8 protein-coding genes are annotated in these 19,288 nt (G+C 52.6%); all 8 read left to right on the forward strand.

The genetic code is table 11. The features are described from left to right. The first annotated feature begins 360 nt into the window (after nt 1-360). The 8 genes from FE782_RS19510 (at nt 361) to FE782_RS19545 (ending at nt 19,115) form a co-directional block, all read left to right on the forward strand. Complete coding sequence (locus FE782_RS19510) at nt 361-5,682, forward strand: S-layer homology domain-containing protein (RefSeq protein WP_158299466.1); 5,322 nt, start codon at nt 361-363, stop codon at nt 5,680-5,682. Nucleotides 5,683-6,215: 533 nt separating this feature from the next. After that, nucleotides 6,216-9,257 (forward strand): S-layer homology domain-containing protein, encoded by a 3,042-nt coding sequence (locus FE782_RS19515; RefSeq protein WP_158299467.1) that lies wholly within the window; start codon nt 6,216-6,218, stop codon nt 9,255-9,257. 138 nt (nt 9,258-9,395) lie between these two features. Continuing rightward, nucleotides 9,396-11,561, forward strand: coding sequence for a hypothetical protein (locus FE782_RS19520; protein ID WP_158299468.1), 2,166 nt, complete (start codon nt 9,396-9,398; stop codon nt 11,559-11,561). Between the two features lie 290 nt (nt 11,562-11,851). Next, the gene (locus tag FE782_RS19525) at nt 11,852-14,953 is read left to right on the forward strand and encodes an efflux RND transporter permease subunit (RefSeq protein WP_138195922.1); all 3,102 of its coding nucleotides are present in this window, start codon (nt 11,852-11,854) and stop codon (nt 14,951-14,953) included. Between the two features lie 28 nt (nt 14,954-14,981). Then, the gene (locus tag FE782_RS19530; protein WP_138195923.1) at nt 14,982-16,247 is read left to right on the forward strand and encodes an efflux RND transporter periplasmic adaptor subunit; all 1,266 of its coding nucleotides are present in this window, start codon (nt 14,982-14,984) and stop codon (nt 16,245-16,247) included. A gap of 20 nt (nt 16,248-16,267) precedes the next feature. Next, nucleotides 16,268-18,022 (forward strand): hypothetical protein, encoded by a 1,755-nt coding sequence (locus tag FE782_RS19535; RefSeq protein ID WP_138195924.1) that lies wholly within the window; start codon nt 16,268-16,270, stop codon nt 18,020-18,022. Nucleotides 18,023-18,136: 114 nt separating this feature from the next. Then, nucleotides 18,137-18,718 carry a nucleotide exchange factor GrpE gene (locus tag FE782_RS19540; protein WP_138195925.1) on the forward strand — a complete coding sequence of 194 codons (582 nt, stop codon included), beginning with the start codon at nt 18,137-18,139 and terminating at the stop codon, nt 18,716-18,718. Between the two features lie 100 nt (nt 18,719-18,818). After that, a complete protein-coding gene (locus FE782_RS19545) occupies nt 18,819-19,115 on the forward strand; it encodes an alpha/beta-type small acid-soluble spore protein (protein ID WP_138195926.1) in 297 nt (98 codons plus the stop codon). The last annotated feature ends 173 nt before the right edge of the window (nt 19,116-19,288 follow it).

Consider the following 19,288-nt stretch of genomic DNA (forward strand, 5'->3'; position numbering starts at 1 on the left):
CTGGGATGCACCTTAGGGAAATAGGCTTATTTTACTAAGGCGTTTATATTAAGTTTGTGTCGGAATTTGCCGATATATTGGAATACGTGAAACTTTTTGCACTGGGAAGAAGTCTAACTAAAGCAGAGGTTTCTTCCAAACATTTGAAGGAGGGGCTGTTAGATCGGGCTGGACCGCAACAGGCATGGAGAGAACCGCTCACAAGACGACAATGCATTGAATAAGGAGGAATTAAGCTTGAAACGGTTTTTTCGACCTTGGCTTCAATTTACGCTCATATTCTCAATTCTAGCTGCACTGCTTCCCTTACCTATACATACGGCTTCCGCAGCATCCCGAATCTCGATCAATAGCCTATACGTGACGGAATCGGCGAACGATATCGTCAACAACCGTCCGAAGGACGACAATAAGGTTCCGAGAGTCGTGACGAAGAACATCAATATTACCGCTACGGTCGAAGGGGTCAGCGACGCGCAAATCTCTTCATTATATATTCAGCTTACGAATGTAGCCTCCGGGGTGACGCAGTCGGATACGGGGATTAAAGCGCAGAAAATTCCCAATACGTTCGACGTGGTGTTTTCGAATGTCCCCTTGACGGAAGGGCTGAACAAAGTCGTAGTGAAATTAGGCGGGACGAGCGTCGTCGAATCGGCGCCGGGCTGGGTGTATTACACCGCGACGACGAACATTACCGATCTGAAGGTGAACTCCAAGCCGTTCGTGGAGACGCAATTTTATCCGGAAAATCCGCTGCAATCGACTGCGATTTCCATCACGGGTAAGGCGGCCAACGCGGCAGAGGTGCGCGCCAGCTTGAACAACGGCACGCCGCTTACGGGCTTTATCGATCAAGCGACGGGCGAATTTTTCTTCTCGGGCGACGATGCCGGGAACTCGACCTCGGTCGCCAGCCTTAAGCTTACGCCGGGCGACAACCCGCTCACGCTGTTGTCCGTCAACAGCACGAAGACGTTCCAGGTCGACCGGAACTTAATTTACGATAACGGCAAACCATTCGCTTTCGATGCGAAGATCTCTCAAGACGTCCCGGAAACGCCGGATAATCCGACGACGAAGGTGTACGGCAACCCGATGAAGCTTTTGACGAAGCCGACGGTGCAAAATCCGTTCGTGAAGATCGACTCGAAGCTTAAGGTCGATCTCGATACGAACGGCGTTCCGCAGTACCGTTACGTGGAAGTGTCCGCAGGCGGCAGTAAATTCGGACCGTTTGATTTGATTTCGAACGCGCTCCCGGCGGAGCGTGCGGTAGACGTCTATCCGAAGTCGATCATTACGGAGCATAGTCAGTATGACTTTACGTTGCATGGCGCGGCGCTCTCGGGCGTCCGATTGAGATACAAGAGCAATGACGGCAATGTTACCGGCGAATTAACGGCGGGCACCGTGTCGGCCGACGAGACAATGAAGATTTTCATGCTGCCGGCCAACACCTTCACGACGGCAGGCTCGCCGTATACGTTGACGGCGTACAAAGCGGACGGCACGACCGTCTTGAACGTGTTCGACAATATTACGGTATTCGGGAAGACCGTGACGACCGCGGTGCCGCGGGTAAGCGACGGGTTTACGATGCCTAGTTTAAAAGCGAATTACCCGAACGGTACGACCGTCTCGGTTCCGTTAGCAAGCGCGGTCGTAGACACGAACAAATACATGCGGATGGAAATCGTGCGTATGGCCGGCACATTGTCCTCCGGCGTTGGTTTCTCGGACCAGAGCCGCAACTACTTGACTTCTCCGGACCGAATCGCATTGAACATGCCGCAGGACATTCCGGCGGGCGATTATAAAGCAAGAATTTACTACAACGACCAAGTGATCGCGGAACGTTATTTCAAGATCGCTCCGGCCGACCCGGAGACCCCGGTCATTACGAAGGTGACAACGTCGTCCATCGTGCCGAACGACGGCAAGACGTATTTCATCGTGTCCGGCAGTCACTTCGGCAATGCGCCGGATACGACGATCGTTAATGCGACGTTAGGCGGACGAGCTCTGACGTTATACGACCACCGCGATTCGCAAGCGATCTTCGAGTTGGCGGATCAGGATGTTTTTGCAACTGCGCCTGGAACGCACGCCTTGAACTTCGAAGTAAGATATACGAACTCGACGCTAGCGGCGGCAACGACCGCAACGGCGGCGTCTAACGTCGTGACGGTCGCTGCGAACGCGCCGGACTATCAGAATATGACGGTAACGGACGTGTCGCCATTGCAGCTGCAGCGGACGGCCGTCAATCGTCAGATCACGGTGACCGGCACGAACTTAAGAAATGCCGCCAGCAACAACCTGATCGCCCGCGTATACAACAGCTCGGAAGTGCTCTTGGATCAACCGGCGGTAACGGTCACCAACTCGACTTATACGCAAGGGAGCTTTAACTTCCCGGCCGTTGCGACCGCGGGGGACTATTACGTTCAATTCGTCAATGTCACGGCTGGGAACGAACGCGTCCTAGCGCAGTATCCGTTTACGGTCGTCGAACCGCTGCCTACGGCGATCTCGCCGAGCTCGGCTCCGTCGACGCCTTCCCAGAAATTGAAGGTATTGGGCACGAACTTCGGTAGAGTGTCTGGCCTCCTTTCCGTCCGGTTCACGTCGGACGCCGACACGAACCTTCGGACGACGATGCCGATTACCGCTCTCCACAACGGAGGGACGGCCGTTCTGGACTCGCCGTCGGGCTTGGCGCCGGGGTCTTACACGGTCAATCTGTTGTATAACGGCGAACCGGTCGGGAACGCTATGAAGTACACGGTAACGTCCGCCTCTTCGGCGACGCTGCGGGAGAACGGAACCTGGTCGAAGGCGAACCGGTATATGGTGTACGACTTCTCGGCCGAAATTCAAATCCCGACCGATCAGCAGCAGAACTTAGTGTTCCGCTTCTACAACTCGGAATCGGATCAGAATCAGCCGAACTCGCTTTTCACGTATTATTATTGGAACGCAAGCCTCCCTTACGTCGACCACGCGGCGATCGATAACGCGGGCGCGTCGATCCGCCTGACGGAAGGCGTCGAAAATCAAGTAACGGAGCTTCCGGCGAAGCTGTACGTATATACGAACACGAATGCAGACTATGTAAACTATTACCTCGGGGAATATCGTCCGAGTTCGTCGCCGACCGGCGGCAGCAATACCTACGTCATCGATCCGGTGACGGGTCTTCGGAAGTTTACGATCACGATCCCGTCGCTCCCGAGCGGGTTTAACGAAATCACGTTCATTCCAAGCCGAGGCGGCATAGAAAACCTGTCGGCGAAGAAAACATATCAATTGAACGTATCGAGTACGCCTTACGTCATTGTCAGTAATATTTACAACGGCATGGTGATTAAGAGCATTGGTGAGATCGCCTGCTCCACGGGGACCGGAAATGTAACCCAATGTTTGCAAGGACGTCTCGTGAACGTTTCCGATCCGAATCTGAACCCGGCGAGGACGCGCGTGGAAGTATTGATCAACGACGTGTCGTTCAACCTATCCCGTAACACGGATTTCAAGGATTCCACGAATCCGGATAAGTTCACGTTCTGGTTTGGGCCGGGCAGCGATCACCCGACATCCGGGGATTTGAAGGAAGGCAAGAACGTCATTAAGTTTTTGATCTACGAAAATGGTTCGACCGTTCCGATTACGCAGGCGACGTTCGAAATTTTCAAATTCAGCACGAACGCTCCGGAATTCATCGCGGTGAAACCGGTGGAGAGCGGGGACGTTCCGAAGTTTTTCCAAAGCGAAAACCAAACGAATCCGGACGCTTATGCGACTAGCGAAACCTCCGTCGTATTGGAAGGCCAATTCGCGAACGCTACCGAAATCAAACTGACGGTAACGAAGAAAGACCCTGTAACGAATCAATTAATTACGTTGTATGACCGCAGGTACGGCGGCAGCTTTAATCAAGCAGAGCCGACGACGGGCAACCCGAATTATTTCTCGCGGATCAATACGCCGCAGGCGGGACAATTCCTTACGGTTCCGATCGCGCTAAGTCCGATCGGAGATACGACGTTCGAATTCTCGATCACGAACACGTCGAACATCGTCGTCGTTCGAACGATTACGATTACGAGAGAGCCGCTGCCGTATGTAGTCATTAGTCCGAAGCTGTCCAAAAACTCGGCAGGCCAGGATCAAGCGAACATTAACGGGAACTTCGTTGAAATCGAGTTGGAGGCCGAGAACGCCGACGCCGTCTTCGTAGGCAAGAATCAGGCAACGCCAAGACAAGTCGTGGATCCGGTCACCCGATTGACCGAAACGCATTACTTCTACGAAGTAAGAGATTTGAAGAACGGCAAGAACGAAATCAAGTTCACCGTCGTGCGAGGGGACGAGGAAGAAGAGGGCAGCATTATCGTCTTCAACGTCAACACGCCGATTGAAGGAGCGCAATTCAAATCGCTGCTTAAGAACAAGATCTCTGCATTCGAGAAGCAGCTGGAGTTGTCGTTCCCTAGAGGAACGGTCTTGCGCAGAAACGATCCGTCGGGCATCAATCAATACATCTCGAACGAACGTCAAATCTTGTTCGGAATCGCAGGCTCGGACGGACGCGTGGATAAGTACAAGTTCCCGTTCGCATCCGACGGTCAGATCGGCAATCCGAACCCGATCGTCAACGACGCAAGGCTCATGTTGATGGAACCTACAGGCCGATTCGATACGATCAGTCCGCTGTATTGGATCGATGCCGGCACGATCGCGGCGAACGAGACGGACATGCGCAAAGCCCTGACGGGAAGCGGCGAGCTGCCGTATGCAGGAACTCAGTTCTACAATCGCAACCTAAAGGATCTTGTCGTTCCTTCGCAACCGGGTCAATTGACGTTGAAATACGACCCGATCATCCGGAATCAAGGATGGAAGTACGTCACTGTGTATCATTACGATATTTATGAAGATCATCGGGGCGTCGTCGCTCCGAGATGGCGCAATATCGGCGGGGTCGTCGATCCAGGCAAAAACACGATCACGGTGCCGCTGGAGCGGTTCGGGTATTACCAGGTCATGTACATGGATCAGAGCTATGACGACGTGATCGCGCACGCATGGGCTCGGGACGACTTGGACATCCTGTATTCCAAAGGGGTCATGATCAACAAAGGGACGACAAGCTTCATGCCGAACGACCCGATTACACGCGGCGAGTTCGCTACGATGCTGGTCAAGATTTTCGATATCCCGTTGACCTACACGGAGAACCCGACGTTTACCGACGTGCTTCGCATTAACCCGTTGGCTAACGGTCTATACGATTATAAGTATATCGAGACGGCTGCGAAGGCAGGCATCGTACGCGGCGCAGGCGGCGGGCGATTCCAGCCGGACGGGGCGATCACGAGACAAGACGCATCGGTTATGATCGCACGGGCCGCGAACTTAAAGTTGGAGTCGGACAGCGAGAAATCGCTCAAGTCGCTTCAGAAGGATTTTACCGACGCGAACGGCATCGATATCTACGCCAGAGCTTCCGTCGAAGCGGTCGTCGACGAAGAGTTTATTCTCGGCAAAGAGAACGTGATGCTTCAAGGTCAAAAGAAGCCGACGTATCGCTTCGATCCGACGGCGACGTTCACCCGCGCGGAAGCCGCCGCGGTGGCCATCCGAGTCATGAAATCGAATAAGAAAATTCCGAAGTAATTACGCGAAAAGCCGCCCGCTCTAGGGCGGCTTTTCTTTGGATTCGCCAGGTGCAGTTGCAACGAAAGATGGAAAGCATTAGTGATAGACGATAATGATAGATCAAGATATACTAAGTTTCGTAGCCGGCAAGCAACACGCGGCTGCAACGCAGAGAAAGAAAGAAAAAAGTTTTCGAATGATCGCAACTTTTTTCGAAACCCTGCGTTTAATATGATGAACCCGAGGCGAGAGGCCACTGGACATTGGAGAAAGCGACAAGCGAATTTGGAGTTTGGAACAATTTCACAAAATCCTCTTTACGCTTATTGCCTACCAATGTATAATTGTAAAGTGGTTTTAGTGTCTAGCAAGTTGGTTGGTTTACTAGTTTCTGCAGCTTGTACAATCGAGTAATAAGCTGTAGACTTCCTAAATAGGAAATCAACGCTCAACCTTGGAAAGGGGGTGAATCGGCGATGAGGGATAAGAGCTACACATTTAAGAGAAATTCTCACACACCGAACGATATTCGAGGAGGAGAAAAAAAGGTTATGAAAAAAGGTTTATCTTTGCTTCTCGCAGCATCCGTAGCATTCTCTGCATTCTCCGCTACAGCATTCGCTGCTGATCCGCAAACAGCACAAGAGAAATACGACGCACTTGTCGAAGCAGGCATCTTCGAAGGCTTCCCGGACGGCGAAGCTCACCTCGATGAGAACATGACTCGTGCACAAGCAGCGAAGATCGTTGCTTTGGTACTCGGTCTTGAAGAAAACGCAGCAGCGGCATCGGTCTACAAAGACCTTAAAGATGCTGAGTGGGCAGCAGGCTTCATCGGCGCAGCTACGGAAGCAGGCGTTCTTAACGGCCGCGGCAACGGCGTGTTCGACCCGTCCGCTAACGTAACGATCCAAGAACTTGCTAAGATCATGGTTGAAGCTCTCGACATCGAAGTCGACGCAGAAGCTACGGCTGAAGGCGCAGACGAGTGGGCAGCTCCTTACGTTGCAGCAGCAGTTGCAGCTGGCTTGATCGCAGAGCAAGACGACTACACTGCACCGGCTTCCCGTACGATCTTGGTAGAAGCTAGCTACTCCGCTTACACGCAAACGAACGTACCGGACGTAGCAAGCGTAACGAAAGCTGAAGCAACTGGCGTATACAAAGTTCAAGTAACTTTGGACAAAGCAGTTGACACGGCGAAAGCTACGCTCGCACTGAAGAAAGGCTCCTCGACTGTTAGCACGAAGACGGTTTGGGCGGAAGACGGCAAATCCGCAACGTTGGAACTCAGCACGCGCATTACGGCTGGCGAGTACACGGTAACGTTGGGCGGCCTCGAAGAGTCCGCAGTAGGTACGACAACGGCTTCCTTCACGGCTGAAGACGAGAAAGTGTCGAAGCTTGACTTCGTAAACTCGAACGACACGCTTCCGTACTCTGACTTCGCAACGGTTGAAGTTGTAGCAGAAAACCAATACGGCGAGGCAGTTTCGATCGGTGCTTCCAGCTTCACGGCACTTGTATCCGGCGGTTCGGTAACGATGACGAAGAACGACAACGGCACGTTCAATCTTCCGGTTGACACGAAGCGCGATGGCGTAACGCAAGGCAACGGCGTGATCCCAGTTACGGTATTCTACAACAGCAGCAATGTTACGGTTACGAAAAACTTCAAAGTCGGCACGGTGCCGTTGCTTTCGAAGATCGAAGCTGGCGACGTGAAGTACTCCAACACGACTACGAACAAGTTGACTGCTGCTAACGACGTAGCTACGATTCCGGTAACGTTGTACGACCAATACGGCAACAAGCTTGTCAAGGCTCAATTCGACAGCACGCCGGCTGAAGTTCTTGCATCGACGATCAATCCGGTTGTCACTCCGTTCGATCAGAAGCTGGTGTTCAACAAGAATGCTGATGACGAAGTGTTGTTGTTCGACGACAACGGCAACGCGAAGCTTGAGCTGAAGCTTAACGCGAAGATGGATAAGAACGCTGAGTTCACGGTTAACATCTTCGGCGGCGCATCCTCGGCAACGGCAACGGTTTCGGTTGGCGCAGCTAAAGTTGTAACGAAGTTCGAATTCGATGTCTCTTCTGTTACGCTTGCAGCGAATGACGAGAAAGTAATTGTTCCGATCATTGCTTACGATGCAAACGGCGAGAAGTTGACTGCACAAGAAATTGCAGACAGCGCTGCAGAGGGACGTTTCAACATCAATGTAGCTAACGCTACAACGAAAGTGCTTCTGACGGGTACAGATAAAGGTAAGCTTGAAATTGACTTCAACGGCGCTGGCCCGGTTTATAACACGCCGAACAGCAAAGTATTCTTGTCCGGTCAAATCAATCAATCGCTTACGAACACATTCGTTCAAACGAACATCACGGTTAGCGACTTCAGAACTCCAGAAAGCTTCAAGGTAGACAACGATCTTACTCCGAAGGGTATCTTGGGTGCGGACGATGACTTCATTCTGAAGCTGCAAGACGCGTACGGCAAGGAAGTTGGCAACATTCCGGAAACGATCGCTTCGGCTAACGGTCAAACTTCGCAGTACCGCGTTGTTGTCGAAGTAACGACGAGCGGCGACCTTACAATCGCTAACGTTGTTGAGAAAGGCGCAGTTGCAGGTGTTCCGGAAGACACTAACCCGGCAACTCCAGCATTGGATGCTTCGACGGTTAAGAAAACCTACACGTTCGCTTACAACCAGTTTGCTGAGTTCAACAAAGGCTTCGACGTGAATACGAACGAAGGCGACGAAGGTAAGGTAACGATTAAGGCGACGATTCAGAAGAAGGGTAGCACGGGCGACTTCTCGAACTACTCCTCGTCGGTATCGCGTTCGTATGAGGCTATCAAGAGCGACACAGCATTGACGTACTCCGTTAAGGCTATTGGAGACCTCTACGCTGCGGTTGATAAGCTGCCTACAGCACCTCAAGCTGCTGGCGTTGCGGTAGAAGGCACGGCTGGCGCGAGCCAATTCGACAAGAAGCTTAGCGTAGTTGCTAAGGATTCGGCTGGCAACGAAGTCAAGCTTCCGAACAACTTCGTACGCGGAATCACGGCTGCTGACTTGGGTATTGCACAGGTTCACTACGACGGAACGAACGATGCTTATGTGCTTGGTAACAAAGCAGGTACGACAACTGTAACGGCTATCGTTTACACGAACAAAGGCGATACGGTTAACCTGTCCCAAGACGTAACGGTTAAAGCAGATCCGATCGTTGTCGACAAGTTGGAAGCTGGCAAGTCGTCTAAGGCATACGATGCAGGAATCACGAACGTAATTGACTACTTCCAGTCGATTAAGGTGACGGACCAGTACGGAATCACGTACGAGAACAAGTACAATGATCCGGCGACTGCCGCTGACGAAACGTTGACGCAAATCAACGACAACGACTCGATCCTTGGCCTCCGTTACACGGTCAAAGTTGTTAGCGGTACGGGCGCAGTAACGATCGATCCTAAGACTGGCGCAATCAGCGCGGTTCCTGGAACGGTTAACGAGTTCGAGATCACTGCAATCGCACCGAACGGTAAGTCGGTAACAGTTCTTGTAAGCAAATCCTTGTAATCTTCAAAAATAAAAGGGGCCCTTCGGGGTCCTCTTTTATTTTTGTCCAATGAATGAGGAAATTATACCAACCAGAAAAATAGTAATATTAGAAACTTTTCGAACTCGGTTTGCGTTTAATGTAGCAGGAGGGATTACATGATGAACGCATATCGAAAGAAGGCAGTTGCCCTTGCAACTGTGATGGCATTAGCGGTCAGCTTGGGACAAGTACATGCGACCGAAAGCACGCCAACCGGAGCCGCTCAAACGACGCCATACACGGCACCGTCTTTAGGTAAGGTCAATATTTCCAACACCGCGAACTTCGAAGTGTTCAACGTTCAGGAACTGGAACAGACAACGAATAAAATCGTTTCGTTTACGCTCCGATTAACGAATAAGAGCACGCAGGGCTCGATCAACTTTAACGATTATTGGGTCCGTTTGAAATCCAAAGGTGGGACCAGCTTTACTGTGAGCTTGGTCTCCGAGAACAAAGATCAACAAAATGTCGCCGCCGGGACGCATCAGGATTACCGATTTTACGCTATCGTAAATAAAACGACGAAATTATCCGATCTTCAATTTAACCTGATCGCCTGGGACTTCTCCCAGTCCAACTTCGAGCGTTTGCTTGGGACGATCAACGTACCGGCTACATACACGAAAAGCGTGCCGGTGAATCGCTCGTATACCGTGGTTTCGGACAAAGGCAGCTTCAATACTTCTGTGAAACGAGTAGCGACAGGTAAGAACGATAAAAGTTACTTGCCGAATGTAACGATCATCATGGAGAATGCAGGTGCCCAGGCGATTACGGGTATGAATCTGCAGTTCCAGCTTCGAAGCAAGTCGGGGTTGTTTTATCCATTAAAGAGCACGGTTACGGAAGCGACCGTCTTCAACCCCTTGGAAAAGAAAGAACTTACTCTTACAGGCGTTGTGCCTGTAGAAGCCGGTGGGGACGGATGGCAGTTAGTGTTGACGCAAACCGTTACGAGCGACAAGGGATCCGTCACCTTCCCGCTCGCTTCTTACGACCTTCCTGCTACGACGGCTGAAGATGTCTCGATCGGTTCGGAGCAGACGTTTTCAACGGAAAAGGGAACTTATACGGCTGTTCTTACCAACTTAACTAGGGTTCCATGGGAAGATCAGGATTTGCTAGTTTCCAATGTCTCGATTAAAAATAAAGGAACGACACCATTGCCTGTTCCTAACCTGACAGGCAGCTACAAATTGGATGAAGTCATCGACTCCGACGCCGAACTCGTCCAATTCGATAAAGTACTCACGATTGCACCGGGCTCTGAAATGAACGTTCAATTCGTGAGCAAGGTCCCTTACACGTATTCTTTCCAAAAGATCGCCTTAGCACTAGAGGAAAAGGCTGGCGAAGGCACCGAGGCGACAACAACGGAGCTTATCCGCTTCCATCATAGCTCAGAATTGATGTCGATCCCGTCGGTTGCATTCGGGAAACAGCACACGGTAGAAGCGATCGGAAAGCGCGCAGCGGTGACAGTCCGGACCACGGACACGTTCGGAAGCTCTTCGGCAAAGCTTGTTAATGCGGTCGTAGACATTACGAACCTTGAGAAGAGGTACACTCCGACGGGGACCTTCGTTGGGCAGTTCCAGACGGTAGACGGGGCGGTGTATCCGGCAACCATCGTTAAGCCGGATACGAAAGTCGCTCCGAATGGGAAGGCTTTGGTTTCGTTCCAAGCGAGCATTCCGAATCAAGTCGACTTGAAGGGGCTTAAACTTTTACTCGGCGAAGCGGTGGAAACGACCACGCAACCGACGAATGGGGAAACGGGAACGGTTACGAGTGCATACGTAAACCCCGTGTTGCTCGATCTTCCGAAGGAGATCACGGAGCCGAAGAAGGATACGAAGGAGATAAACGTATATCCTTATAAAATCTCGTTCGAGAGATTCGGTACGCAAGTGAACTTCATAGAAAACAAGGTTCAACTCGAATTCAACTACACGCTGGAACGCGACTTTACGGTTGAAGCGAACACGACGGATCGGAAGATTATAGTGGAAATTCAAGATCCCAAAACGAAGTTCGGCTTAACCTACGAATTGAAGTTGGACGATGGCAAGGCGAAGGCCGACAACGATGGGACGCCGACGACGGATATGTTGATGCTTGGAACCCACAGCATGGAGTTGACGAAGATCGACGAAGACTTTATGTTCAAGCTCGATAACCTGCAAAATTACACCCTAAACATTTACGATCAGGTGAAGCCAGGGTATAAGAAGTTAATTGCCACGAAGTCGATTCGTTGGTTTACTATTTCGGATTAACCATAACGAAGGAGCCTGTAGGCAGGGAGAAGGAACCCCTGCCTATAGGCTTTTTTTCGTCCCCGGCTAAGGTCTAGGAATGGAATCATGCCCGAGACTGTACGGTAAATTCACTAAAATAGGTATGATAGGCCATAGGAGTCCAGGGTGCGGGGAGGAAAGAGTGCAATGTTACTACAAATTTCACGAATATCTACAAAAAGTACCTGTTAAGACGAGATGAAAGATATAGAAGCCGCGTGACGGACGGCGGGTAACATGAAAAAGTTGGTGTGGAGAGGAACGAATCCATGAATAAGTTAACGGATTTCTCGATGAAAAACATCGCCGCGGTGTTTATCATCATGCTGCTCCTGTTCGGGGGCGGCGTCTATTCGGCCACTTCGTTGAAGATGGAAAGCATGCCGGATATTTCATTACCGATCGTTATGGTACAGACCCAATACACGGCACCGCCGAAGGATGTATTAGATCAAATTACGAAACCGATCGAGAAGGCGATCGCGAACGTGCAGGGCATGAAAAACATGACTTCTACGTCCAGCGACAACTTCTCCATGATTACGTTGGAATTCGATAGCGGCGTAAATACGGAGGATGCGAAGGACGATATCGAGGGTTTGCTGCAGAACGTCAGACTGCCGAGCGGGGCGGAACGCCCGAAGGTGCTGACGATCGGCTTTGCCTCGCAGCCGGTGTACTATTTGTCCGTATACGGCGAGAACGGCATGAATCAAGTCGAGCTCGATCGCATCTACAAAGATACAATTCTTCCCGCCTTTAACTCGTTGGACGGAATCGACCATGTCGAATCGATCGGCAACGAAGAGGCCGTATTAAATATTAGACTGCATGCCAATGCTCTCTTAAATTATGGGCTAACGCCTCAGTCGGTCAGCCAATCGATCCGAGCAGCGCTGATGTCCAGTCCCGCCGGCACCGTCGATATCGACGGCAATACGCAGATGGTTCGGATTGCGGGCGAATTCGATACGATCTACAATCTTGAAAATCTTACGATCAGTACGCCAACCGGCGATACGCTGCAGTTGAACCAAATCTCCACCGTCGAAGCGATTAGCGAATCCACCTTTCGAGCCCGACTGGACGGCAAACCCGCAATCGGGATAAACCTATACAAGACGAAGGATGCCAACACCGTGGAATTCGCCGCGGAGGCCGACCGTCTCATCGCCGGATGGGAGCAGACGCATCCGAACGTAAAGTTCCATAGCGTATATAATTCCGCTACGGATATTCAACACTCGATCGACGGCATGGTCAAGGAAGGTCTCATGGGCGCGCTGCTGGCCTCCGTCATGATCCTCATTTTCTTAAGAAATATTCGGATGACCTTTATCGTTCTGGTATCCATCCCGTTATCAATCCTGATAACGCTACTAGTCATGGCGGGTCTGGACATTACGTTGAATATCATGACGCTCGGCGGGATCGCGATCGCGGTAGGGCGGGTCGTCGACGATAGTATCGTGGTCATCGAGAATATATACAGTCAGTTAACGAAACGGCAGGAGCGGAACGAGGGTGTAATTAAATTCGCAACGGCTCAGGTCGCCAGCGCGATTACATCATCTACAATTACGACTGTCGGCGTGTTCGGTCCGATCGCCTTCGTCTCCGGAATTCTTGGCGACGTGTTCCGTCCGTTCGCGATCACCGTCGTCGTCGCTATGATGTCTTCGCTGCTTGTGGCCGTGACGGTCATTCCGATGCTCGCGAAGCTGATGGTGTTGAATCAGAAAAAATTAGCGCATACGGAAGATCACGTCGGGAAAGCGGAAACCGCGTATAGACGAATCCTGAATTGGACGTTGCACAACCGGATTAAGACATTGTTGATTACGGCGGTCATTTTCGTGGCTTCCATAGTAGGAACCGTACCGTTCTTGCCGACGGCGTTCATGCCGGAAAGCTCCTCGGATAAGTCGATGCTCTTCAGCTTGGAGATGCCGTCGGAAACCTCGTTCGAGACGTTGGATAGTAAAATCAAAGAAATCGAAGCCATCATGGCCGCGTCCAAAGACGAAACGGGAGCAAATACCTTTACATACGTGGAGTCACTGGTCGGTTACGCCTTCGGGTCCGAGGAACAAATTCCATATACGGCGATGATTTTCGCGGAGGTCAGCGAAGCGACGGTCGCTAACGACGCCCTGAAGGTTTGGGAAGAGAAAATGCTATATGAAATGCCGAAAAATTCGGAGGTCAGCGGGCAATTGATCAGCTTCAGCGCCGGTACCGGGGGAGCCGACTTCGTTTATAACCTTAAAGGGGAAGACCAGCTCTACCTGGAGCAAGCGGCAGCGATGATCGAGGCGAAGCTGAGGGAATATCCGGAACTGATCGATATCGAAAACAGCCTGGGCGAAAAGAAGAAAGAAATCGAAATCACTGTAGACCAGAATAAAGCGAGAATGTACGCCTTATCCTCGGCCCAAGTGCTGGAGATGGTGGCGGCTTGGATCCGGGAAGAGCAGCTCGGCGAGCTGCGATTCAACAACGTACTCTATGAAACGAAAGTAGAAGTAGACCCGAACGATAAAAACTCCGTAGAAAAGATAGGAAGCTTCATACTGAAGTCGCCGCTCGGGCAGGACGTCGCGCTCAACGAAATCGCGAAGGTGCAGCAAATCGAGGCGCCGGTTGCGATTCAACGGGAGATGCAAAGCCAGACGCTGCGCGTAACGGCGACCGTCGATGCGGTGGACAAAGGCGGCGTCATCGCGAAGGTGACAGCCGAATTGGACACGTTGGAGCTCCCTCCGGGCGTAAGCCGCGAGGTGAAAGGAATCTCGGACGATATTGCGGAGAGCTTCACCCAGATGTTCTTGGCGATGCTTGCATCGATCTTTATCGTTTATCTTGTGATGGTGTTGGCGTTCGGCAACGCAAGCGCGCCGTTCGCGGTGCTTTTCTCCCTACCGCTCGCGGTTATCGGAGGGTTACTCGGACTGCTAGTTACAGGGGAATCTATTAATATTACATCGCTCATCGGCTTCCTCATGTTGATCGGGATCGTCGTCACGAACGCGATCGTTCTGATCGATCGGGTGCAGCAGCTCCGCACCGAAGGGAAATCGGTGCGAGATGCGCTGCTTGAAGGGGGAATGGCGCGTCTACGTCCGATCATCATGACGGCGGGCGCAACGATCTTCGCTTTGTTCCCGTTGGCGTTAGGCTTCTCCAAAGGGGCATTCATTTCCAAAGGGTTGGCGGTCGTGGTCATCGGCGGCCTTACGACCTCGACGCTGTTAACGCTCGTCGTGGTCCCGGTCATCTACGATTTGATCGAATCGATGAAAAGACGTCTTACCCGCAAGAAAGATCGTCATCCGACGAACGAAGCAAGTCCAGTACAGGCAACTCTATAGGTCATGGGAGAAAAAGGAGAGTCGAACAATGAAGTTATGGAGCAAAGAGCAGGGCGGAGCCGCCTTACGGATCGGCGCACTGACCGCTTTGGCGCTAAGCGCCGCCCTCGTGACAGGCTGTTCGTTGCAGCCTGCCGCGGCGGACGACACGAATGGAGCCCAGGAAGCGCCGCAAACGAAAATCGTAAGAATCGAGAAAGTAGGAAAAACGAAGATCGGCGAGCCGCTGGAGCAAGTCGCGGACGTATTGGCGTCCGTCCAAATCGACGTGTTCGCGAAGACGAGCGCCGAGGTAGAAGCGGTCCTAAAGAAACGCGGGGACTGGGTGGAAGCCGGCGAAACGATCGTACAGTTGAAGCAAGATGACGCGCTTCTCGCATTGGAATCTGCGGAGCTCGGTCTACGAAGCGCGCAACGCACCTTTGCGACGGGAGATCAAGAGATCGCGAACCAAAAGCTGCAAATGAAAAATCAAATCGCCCGCATGGAACAGCAGGCGAAGGATTTAGAAGAGAATTATAATTTGATGTTGAACGAGTTCGAGCTTGGCAATGTGACGCAGCGAGAGCTGGATCAAACGAAGACGAACTTGACGCTGCTTCAGTCCGATCTTGACCTGTTGAAGAAGCAGGAGGCGGCGATGGATGCGAAGCTCACGATGGAACAGTACGAGATTCAGTTGAAGCAGGCTCAGCTTCAATACGAGCAGGCCGAACGCCAGATGGAAAATTACAATATTAAAGCGCCGATTAGCGGACTGCTGACGGAGCTCCCGCTAGAAGTCGCTATGACGACGCAGCCGGGTACGAAGGCGCTGCAAGTCGTGAAGACCGATCCGCTGAAGGTGAAGGCGGAGCTGACGCAATCGGCGGCGGATGCGGTTCGCGGAAAGACCGAGTTGACGTTCTACGTCCCGGGCGTAACGGAAGCGGCGAGCGGAACGGTCGCCTTCCTGTCCCCGGTCATGAACGCGGCGACGAAGTCGTATACGCTGGAACTGGAAGTGCCGAACAAAGACAATAAGCTCATGCCGGGAATGAAGGCGCAGGTACTGTTATCCGAAGAAGAGGACCAAGTGGTCGTCGCGGTACCGACCTCCAGTATCGTCCGAGAGGGCAGCGAAAACTACGTATTCGTCCTTAAGGGAGACACGGTGGAAAGGCGTCAGGTCAAACTCGGCCGTATTAACGAAACGATGCAGGAAGTGCTTTCGGGCGTCTCGGAAGGCGAGGATCTTGTCATCTCCGGTCAGCATCAGCTGAACGACCAAGAGAAGGTACAACTCGCCCAATAATCGAAGGAGGATTTATGACTATGAAATATTGGGGAAAGCCGGTTGTTCTTGCGTTCCTGTCCGCGGCGGTGCTCGTTTCGGGCGCAGGAATCGGAACGGCCGGCGCTGCGGAAACGGGTACGAACGCGGCGGCCGCAACGCAGAAAGCCGAGCCGACGTATAAGGTGAACGCTTCATTGCGCACCGAAGCGAAGAGCGTCGCGATGCAGCGTACCGCAACAGGCATAAGCGTCGCGGCCGTTCTTCGATTGAAGAACGTAACCGGAAGCGTGGCTCGAGTCCCGGACTACGAGCTGCATGTCCATACGTCCGACGGCGTATCGTATCGGTTGGACGCTTCCGCGACGAATGCCAGGTCGGTGCGTCCGCAAGCCGAAATCGAGGTTAGCTTTATGGCGAACGTGGATGGCGTCGACGCATTGGACATCGCAAGCTTGCGATGGGTAGATGTGAATAAGTACGTGTATCCGAAAAAAGAGACGGTAATCGTTGAGCTGCCGGCTTCCGGTTCCGTATGGACGGGGATCGGCGCAAAGGTAAGCGGAGTGGCGGAAGCGGCTTGGGGCCAACCGTTCGAAATCAAGGCGTTGAAGTCTCCGTTGCGGTATACGGCTGTGGCCGTCAATGAGCAATCGTCCGAAACGGGCTTATCCACCGTGTTAAAGCTGTTGGTTCAAAATCCAAGCGCCGTAAAACAATCCGTACCGGCACTGACGATCGAAGGGCATGACGGGAAAGAAGCTTTCGTCGGCCAACGCGCCGAAGCGGGGGACATCGTGCTGCTGCCGGGCGAGGACACTTTCATACATATGGTGCTCCCGAAGAAGCCGAATTCTACGTTCAAAAACGTTGTCTTTTCAACGACGGAGACGTTCGTATCCATGGCAAGCGGGACGCCGCAGCCGAACGCGTACAGCGTCGGGCGCGTGTCCCTGGCGCTTCCAGCCAAGTCGACGGCGGCGTTCACGGCGCCGCGGTATACGCTAGGCGAGAACGTAGACGTGAGCAAGTTCAGCGATGCGATTCCGAAAGAAGTCAAAGTCGCGCTAGTGGAAATGAGCATGCACGAGACGACCGGAGCGAGCTACCAAACGGTGGTGGCGAAGGTCAGAGTGGAAAACGAGGGCAACAAAGCGCTGCCGATTCCGCCGCTCCTAGCGGAATTGCAAAGCAGCGAAGGGTACCAATACGTAGGTACGAGACAAAGCAACGCGCCGACGCAGGTGCTGCCGGGTCTTGCGACCGTTGTCGCCTACACTTTTACCGTGCCGTCGTCGGAGACGGGCAAGGATGTAACGTTGAAGCTGCAAGAACCGGTTGTAACCGCCTCGGGCGCGGCCTATCGCTCCGACTTAGCCGCAGTAAAATTGGATGTCGAGCAGCCGGGCTCGGATCGTACGTTCTCGTTCTATCCATACACGGTCCAGGTCAAGTCGAAGCACTTAGCATGGATGTACAATATCGCCACTGGCTATTCCTATAAGCTGAAGTTGAATTTAGAAATTCAACAAGACGAGCAAGTCGTCACCGATCGAGACTTTTCCTTAATGGAGATCGAAATCGTCGACGGTCTTGGAAGGGCAGTCGGATCGACGGAACTTTCGTTCGTGAACAGCTTGCCGAACGGCAATCGCAGGCTGCTCAGCGGGGAAACCGTCGTCAACTTCGCGAATCTGAATACGGAGCAGGCGGAAAATCAGTTGACGATTCGCATTTACGAGTCGATTCAAACGCCGACGGGTACGGTCAGACGATTAATCACGTCTATTAAATAATCTAGTAAGAAAGCCCCTTTCGCGAGGGGCTTTCTTGATTTGTCTTGCCACGATTCGACGTCGTTCGTTATGATTAGATTCATAGAGAACGATATTGGTAGAGGAGCGCGAGACATGCGTTGGGGAAAAGTGGCGGCTGCGGTCGCGGCGATCGGCTGCGGCGTCTGGGTCGGTTCGATGTTGACGACGTTCGCGAGCGGCATTCCGGCGGCGGGACAACCCGGTTCGTCGGAGGATCCGGTCGTGACGAAAAGCTATGTGGATGAACAAATTCAAAGAGCGCTAAACGGCGAGGCGGTAGGCGGTTCGAACACGACGAACGCGACGATCGAGGAGTTGAAACGTCGGATCGCGGAGCTGGAGGAACAGCTCGCGAACGGCGGAGCGTCGGCATCGGTGCCTTATGCGGTCGTTCGGCTGAAGGCGGGACATATGCTGCTCGGGGATACGGGGACGGAATTTATCGTACGAACGGGACAAGCGTATGTGCATAGCACGCCGGAGAACGGCGTTCCCGACGTGACGGACGGCGTCGATCTGAAGCTGGATACGCTCATTCCGAAAAATCATCTGCTGATGATTCCGCGCGAAGGCCGCGGGGTGAAGGTAAAAGCGGATTATCCGAACGACGTGTACGTGACGATTAAAGGGAAATACGTCGAAGTCGACGCGAAAGGGAACGAAGTATCGCAGTAAGGGCTAAATATTGCCCTTGGTGACAATATGTTAGCGTCTTGAGTTCGGCGCGGGCGAGCCATACTACAGGTACACCCCTACAGCGAGGAGGTGAACCACCATGGCGAAAGGATCCGCGAAACGCAACCAGCTCGTGCCCGAATCGCACAAAGCGCTGGACGCGTTGAAGTATGAGATCGCCGCGGAGCTCGGTCTTCCGGTCGGCCGGAATAAAGTCGGCGCGTTCGACGCCGAATTCGCGGGCGAGCTCGGCGAAACCGGGGCCTCCGGCTATAACGGCAAGGAGGATTATTGGGGCCACATCGCTTCTCGGGATACGGGGGCGGTCGGCGGCCATATTACGCGTCACTTGATCCGCAAAGCGCAACAGGACTTATTCGAATCGATGAAGCAATAAACGCGGTCTAAAACGGTGATGCGGCGCGAGGGACGGCGCAGATCCTAATATTTGACACGTATCGACACATGGGGTATGATGGAATATCGAAAGGTTCGAAACCTTTTCCTGAATTTCAGGGAAAGGTCCTTTTTTTGTGTATGCGTCTTTCTAAGCATAGATTGGTCACCGGC

This window comes from Paenibacillus antri (assembly GCF_005765165.1).
Lineage (GTDB): Bacteria > Bacillota > Bacilli > Paenibacillales > YIM-B00363 > Paenibacillus_AE > Paenibacillus_AE antri.

Coding starts and splice junctions, on each gene's coding strand:
- FE782_RS19515 (WP_158299467.1), top strand. CDS start 6,216: ATGAAAAAAGGTTTATCTTTGCTTCTCGCAGCATCCGTAGCATTCTCT.
- FE782_RS19520 (WP_158299468.1), top strand. CDS start 9,396: ATGATGAACGCATATCGAAAGAAGGCAGTTGCCCTTGCAACTGTGATG.
- FE782_RS19525 (WP_138195922.1), top strand. CDS start 11,852: ATGAATAAGTTAACGGATTTCTCGATGAAAAACATCGCCGCGGTGTTT.
- FE782_RS19530 (WP_138195923.1), top strand. CDS start 14,982: ATGAAGTTATGGAGCAAAGAGCAGGGCGGAGCCGCCTTACGGATCGGC.
- FE782_RS19535 (WP_138195924.1), top strand. CDS start 16,268: ATGAAATATTGGGGAAAGCCGGTTGTTCTTGCGTTCCTGTCCGCGGCG.
- FE782_RS19540 (WP_138195925.1), top strand. CDS start 18,137: ATGCGTTGGGGAAAAGTGGCGGCTGCGGTCGCGGCGATCGGCTGCGGC.
- FE782_RS19545 (WP_138195926.1), top strand. CDS start 18,819: ATGGCGAAAGGATCCGCGAAACGCAACCAGCTCGTGCCCGAATCGCAC.